The organism is Mesotoga infera, from assembly GCA_011045915.1.
Lineage (GTDB): Bacteria > Thermotogota > Thermotogae > Petrotogales > Kosmotogaceae > Mesotoga > Mesotoga infera_D.
Map to the genome: position 1 here is coordinate 1 of DSBT01000025.1, position 4,208 is coordinate 4,208.

Annotated in this window: 4 protein-coding genes; all 4 read left to right on the forward strand. The window is 45.4% G+C overall.

Features of this window, described 5'->3' with window-relative positions:
- Positions 1 to 138 precede the first annotated feature (138 nt).
- Genes ENN47_00800 through ENN47_00815 form a run of 4 tightly spaced genes read left to right on the forward strand, consistent with a single transcriptional unit; the run spans position 139 to position 4,151 of the window.
- Positions 139 to 741, forward strand: a complete 603-nt coding sequence (locus ENN47_00800; GenBank protein HDP76730.1) for a hypothetical protein — start codon at positions 139 to 141, stop codon at positions 739 to 741.
- A 15-nt stretch (positions 742 to 756) separates the two neighbouring features.
- On the forward strand, positions 757 to 2,292 hold the full coding sequence (locus ENN47_00805) for an ABC transporter substrate-binding protein (protein ID HDP76731.1): 1,536 nt from the start codon (positions 757 to 759) through the stop codon (positions 2,290 to 2,292).
- 60 nt (positions 2,293 to 2,352) lie between these two features.
- Positions 2,353 to 3,312, forward strand: a complete 960-nt coding sequence (locus ENN47_00810; protein ID HDP76732.1) for an ABC transporter permease — start codon at positions 2,353 to 2,355, stop codon at positions 3,310 to 3,312.
- Positions 3,312 to 4,151 carry an ABC transporter permease gene (locus ENN47_00815; protein ID HDP76733.1) on the forward strand — a complete coding sequence of 280 codons (840 nt, stop codon included), beginning with the start codon at positions 3,312 to 3,314 and terminating at the stop codon, positions 4,149 to 4,151. Before ENN47_00810 ends, ENN47_00815 begins: the two co-directional genes overlap by 1 nt.
- The last annotated feature ends 57 nt before the right edge of the window (positions 4,152 to 4,208 follow it).

The following is a 4,208-nucleotide window of genomic DNA, read 5'->3' on the forward strand; positions in this document are numbered from 1 at the left end:
CATCAAATGAAGGGTGCGAATGCATTTGCTCGGAAGGCCCTTTTGTTCGCTTTCCGAATGAGATACTCGATTTTGGATTGTCCGGGGTCATGTAGTATAATTTAACTTAATTAATTCGTACTTAAGCGGGGAAGCGCTATGACATTTCTGACAATTGGGCAAACTCCTAGAAATGATCTTGTTCCAGAACTCGTGGAGATCATTGGGACGCCACTGAAGGTTAATGAAATCGGTCTACTTGATGAAATCGAGAACCTCGACTCAATAAGACCCGTTTCAAAAAGCGATGTTCTCGTTAGTCGTCTGCGTGAAGGTGAAGAAGTGGAGTTATCTGAGAGTTGGGTAAGAAGACGGCTCATGGAGTTTGTTGTCACGGAGCCAACAGTGCTTCTCTGCACTAGTGAGTTTGGAATCAATAAGTATATTGAGTCATATAGTGTCATCAGATCTTTCCTGAATTCTCGAAGTCCTTTTAAGAGTCTTGCGGTCGTGGTACCAGAAAAAAAGCAAGAGGGTCTCGCACTGAGATGGAAGGGGCTATCAAGGAGTTTTGAGGTCTTCAGCTTCTCCCCATATGAGGGGACTTTCTCTATTCCTCGCGGTCTAAGTGATTTTGAGTACGTTTATCTCGATTGCATGGGTTACAACGCTTATCATGAAGCAAAGATTCAGGAGATTGCTTCTGGAAGAGTGATTTCAGCAAGAAGAATTGTGGGGGAATTTCTTCGCACCATCGTGTGAAAAAGGAGGTATTGTATGAGAAAGTATCTTGTAACAGCTGTTCTTTTGGCTTTGCTGTCATTCTCTATGATAGCGGCAGACAAGTATGATTCGGAACTCGTGGTTGGCACTGACCAGAACCCGACAACAATGGATCCGGCAATGTATCAGGATCTCGCTTCGTCACAGGTTATGAGGAACATATTTGAGACACTGGTAGCTTACACCTCTGATGTTCAAGAGATCAAACCTTTAGTTGCAGAATCGTGGACAGTGAGTGATGACTTGAAGGTCTGGACTTTCAAGCTCAGAGAAAATGTGTTCTTTCAGAAGGGCAAATTCCAGGACGGTCGTAACGTTACTGCTGAAGACGTGAAGTACAGTTTCGACAGAGAGATGGAGATCTCTCCGATGGTAAGGATCTACATGATAGACACTATTGAAGTTGTTGATACTTATACCGTCAAGATCACTCTTCAGTATCCTTACGCTCCATTCCTTACTGTTCTTACGGATATCGGAGCTGCAATCGTCCCTAAAGAAGAAGTAGAAGGTTGGGGCGATGATTTCGTACTTCATCCAATCGGGTCAGGACCTTACGTCATGAAAGAATGGGTCAAAGATGACCACATGTCTTTTGAGAGATACGAAGATTACTGGGGTGAAAAGCCTTATGTAAAGAAACTTACGTACAAGTTCATCCCCGACAAAGCAGTATTGACACTCGCACTACTCAGCGGACAGGTAGATATCACTAGCGATGTTCTAGATCAAGATATTCCAAAAGTGACTGCCGATCCGAATGTTGAGGCCGTAATGGTCGGAGGAAACAACATTTATGCAGCATATATGAATGCTACGAAGGGGCCTACGACTGATCCAAAGGTGAGAGAAGCCATCTTCAAGGCAGTAGATGTGACCCAGATAGCAAAGGTAGTATTCCCTAACGAAAGCGGAGTTCCTGCGTATGGTCCGATCCCCCCCGGATCATGGGCATATAATCCCGATGTTAAAGATTTCTACACACCGTATGATCCTGAAGGCGCAAAGCAGATCCTTAAGGACGCTGGATACTCAGATGGCCTTAAACTCAAAATGTACACTTCTGATGATCCAAACAGGAGAAAAATGGCGATTGTCATGCAGTCAATGCTTAAGCAAGTCGGCATCGATCTCGAAGTTATATCACTTGAATGGGGAAGCTTTGTTGAAGTTTCGGGCAATGGAGAAGCCGATATCTATGCAATAGGCTGGACATGGTATCCAGATCCGGAATTCTTCATGTACTATATGTTCCATTCTTCGACAGCCGGAACATACGGAAATGGCGGCAGATACAACAACCCGGAAGTTGACAAATATATCGAGCTAGGCGAATCTTCTGCGGATCAGGATGAAAGAATCACGTACTACAGAAAGGCAGAAGAACTTGTCATGAAGGATAGAATCTACTTCCCTGGGTATCACAAGCTAGTAGTGATGGGTGTCAGTGATAAAGTCAAAGGGTTCACAGTATCTTCAGATATGACTATAAGGGTTTTTGCACCAGGAACCAACGTCTACGTTGAATAAACTCTCATTCTCACGGGATGGAGCTTCTGCTCCATCCCCTTTTAAGCAGGGAGTGATACGGTGAGAAAATTCGTTGTCAGAAGGCTCGTGCAGATTATTCCTACGCTCTTCTTTGTGCTTCTGACGGTCTTCCTTTTGATGAAACTCATACCCGGAGACCCGGCGGCCGTTCTTCTAGGACCGGGAGCCAGAGTTCAGGATATTGAGCGTTTTAGGGCCGAGCTAGGTCTTGATCAATCTGTATTCAGCCAATTTTTACTCTATGTGAAGAGGGTTTTCACCGGTGATTTCGGAAAGTCTCTCATTTATAAGCAAGACGTTCTCTCTCTGATTATCGAGAGACTTCCAACCACACTTCTCTTAAGCGTTAGTGCCCTCTTCATTGCTTCTATAATAGGAATTCCTGCAGGTATTCTTGCGGCGACTAAACACGATACTTTCCTGGATTTGAGCATTACAGTTTTCTCTTTGGTCGGGATCTCTATTCCAATCTTCTGGTTCGGGATGATCCTGATTATCGTGTTTGCACTGCAGCTCGGCTGGTTGCCTGCCGTAGGAATTGGAAACATATCCAACGGTATCTGGGATGTGGTAAAGCACATAATCTTGCCCTCAGTTGCATTAGGGGTGCAATCGATGGGTATTATAACTAGATTCACCCGATCGAGTATGCTTGAGGTTCTCAAACAGGATTATGTTCGGACTGCTTTGGCCAAAGGCCTTAAGAACAGGCTGGTTCTTTACAATCACGCCCTAAGAAATGCGTTGGTCCCGATAGTGACGGTAATCGGTTTGCAACTCGGTACGTTGTTGGCCGGTGCTGTCCTAACCGAGACTGTCTTTGCTCTTCCGGGGCTGGGTAAGTTGATGATCGACGCGATTTTGAGAAGGGATTTCTTGCTGGTGCAGGGTGAGGTGATTGTTATTGCCTTCATCTACATTCTTGTGAATTTTATCGTGGACACGCTGTACGCTCTTCTTAATCCCAAGATCAGGGTCGCTTATGGAGGGTCCCAATAATGATCATTGCCAAATTCTTCAGAAGACTCTTGAGAAGCAAACAGGCCGCCGTCGGTCTCTTTGTAATTGCTGCAATTCTCGTGCTCGCAATATTTGCGCCTCTGATAGCTACACATGAGGCGGACGAAATGGACTTCATGAACATATTTGCTTTGCCGGGAGAAGGCGGACATCTCTTCGGCACGGATGATTACGGAAGGGACCTCTTTAGCAGACTGGTCTATGGGAGTCGAATTTCTCTAATGGTGGGAATAGTGGCGGTTGGAATCGGTTCCTTTTTAGGTACCATAATCGGTATGATAGCGGGTTTCTTCGGAGGATTCACCGATTCTCTGATAATGAGAATAATGGACGCGCTGCTTTCATTTCCATATGTTCTCCTTGCTATTGCTATGATGGCGGTTCTTGGCCCGGGTCTTTTCAACGCGATGCTGGCGATAGGTATAGTGATGATTCCCAGTTTTTCACGCGTTGTCAGGAGTGCGGTGTTGACTTACAGGAACGAGGAGTTCGTTACGGCTGCCAGACTTATGGGTGGGTCAAATCTTTGGGTGATCATGTTTCACATACTGCCCAATGTCTTTCCCACGATAATAATCTACGCTTCGTTAAATTTTGCGGGAGCGATTATAAGTGAGGCTACCTTAAGCTTTCTTGGGCTAGGAATTCAACCGCCGACTCCCTCCTGGGGAAGCATGCTGAGCGAAGCCAAGAACTATCTCCAGACAGCTCCGACGATGGCGATTTTTCCTGGAATAGCTATCCTCATTTCCTGTCTGGGATTCAATCTACTTGGTGATGGTTTGAGAGACGTGCTTGATCCGAGATTAAGGTCGTAAAGGAGGCAAGATGAAGAATAGAGCTGCAATTATTAAGAGTGTTGACCTGATATCCGC

Coding starts and splice junctions, on each gene's coding strand:
- ENN47_00805 (HDP76731.1), top strand. CDS start 757: ATGAGAAAGTATCTTGTAACAGCTGTTCTTTTGGCTTTGCTGTCATTC.
- ENN47_00800 (HDP76730.1), top strand. CDS start 139: ATGACATTTCTGACAATTGGGCAAACTCCTAGAAATGATCTTGTTCCA.
- ENN47_00815 (HDP76733.1), top strand. CDS start 3,312: ATGATCATTGCCAAATTCTTCAGAAGACTCTTGAGAAGCAAACAGGCC.